A 1385-nucleotide genomic window follows, 5' to 3' on the forward strand; every position below is an offset into this window, starting at 1 on the left:
CAGGGTCACGCATGGCAAGCAGTCTGAGTTCCGACTGGAAGAGGAACCACAGGCGGTTCTCACCCTGTTGTTCTAGGAAGCTCGCCACGATAGGTCCGAGTTCTTGAGCTGTGAGCTTGCCACCCGAATTTTCTAACAATGTGGGCATGATGACGTCGATGTTGGCCACGCTGCCCCGCAGCAAAGCTAAGCGTTCGTTATTGCCTCGTTCGGCGAGCGCGAGGAAGAGTTCTTCCTTCGTGTCGAAATTGGAGTAAAAAGCTCCACGGGTGAAATCTGCACGTTCGGCGATCATTTCCACACTTGCCGCGTGAATCCCTACCTCTGAGAAGACCTCAAAGGCTGCGTCCATCAAGCGTTCACGCGTTTTTTGGCGTCTGGCTGACTCTGCAGGCTTTGACTCAGTTTCGGTTGTGATGCTCACAGGGTTAAGGATACACTCATGTATCGGATACACCGGTGTATCGAAACATGTTTCTTCCCGCAACTCCGGCTGATCCCCGCTGTTGCTGACACCAAGGACAGCTATGTCATCACTGCTCTATTCCCTCGGCCACTGGGCTTTCCGCGCCCGACGTCTTGTGCTGATTGGATGGCTGATTGTTCTCATCGCCATCGGTGGCGCTGCAGCAGTCTTCAACAAAGGACTTGATAACGGCATCAGCATCCCTGGCACCGAATCTCAAGCTGCCCTTGATTCCCTTTCCACCACCTTCCCTCAGGTCAGTGGTGCCTCTGCCCAGATCATTGTGGTTGCAGCAGATGGTCAATTGATCACTGACCCCGCATACAAAGACGCTCTCAACTCCGTTGCGGATGAGATGACGAAACTCCCTCAGATTGAGAACGTCACCTCTCCCTTCAACGAGCGCATCAATGGCGCCATCAGCGATAACGACAAGGCCGGCTTGATCAGCGTCCAGTTTGATGGCCCCACGTCGACAATTACTCCGGAATCACTGGCTGAACTAGAAGCCGCAACGGAGCAGCTCAGCGCAGATCTCCCCGCAGGCTCAACAGTCTCTCTCGGCGGCCAAATCTATAGCTCATCGATGCCCACCATTACTCCTACCGAGCTGATTGGTGTGGGAGTAGCGCTCATCGTGCTCATCATCACCTTTGGGTCTTTCCTTGCAGCAGGGATGCCACTTCTCACCGCTCTACTTGGCGTTGGTATCTCCATTGCGCTGATCTTTGTGGCCACGGCATTCGCCAAGGTCACCTCGACTACACCGATGTTGGCTCTGATGCTGGGGCTTGCCGTGGGCATTGACTACGCCCTTTTCATCATTTCTCGCCACCAGGACGAACTACGCAAGGGTGACACTCCCGAGGAGGCAGCCGCTCGCGCCACGGGAACAGCAGGTTCTGCCGTCATCTTTGCC

General features: G+C 55.1%; 2 protein-coding genes. One reads left to right on the top strand and one right to left on the bottom strand.

All coding sequences use genetic code 11. The annotated features are described in order from the left end of the window. Positions 1-424: TetR/AcrR family transcriptional regulator (locus Q0362_RS07830; RefSeq protein WP_298122250.1), on the bottom strand; the 424-nt coding region annotated here is incomplete at its 3' end. A 103-nt stretch (positions 425-527) separates the two neighbouring features. On the opposite strand from Q0362_RS07830, the gene Q0362_RS07835 reads away from it, so the two are divergent. Then, positions 528-1385, top strand: an 858-nt coding sequence (locus Q0362_RS07835) for an MMPL family transporter (RefSeq protein WP_298122253.1), incomplete at its 3' end; no start/stop codon positions are given.

The organism is uncultured Aurantimicrobium sp. (genome assembly GCF_936931525.1).
Lineage (GTDB): Bacteria > Actinomycetota > Actinomycetes > Actinomycetales > Microbacteriaceae > Aurantimicrobium.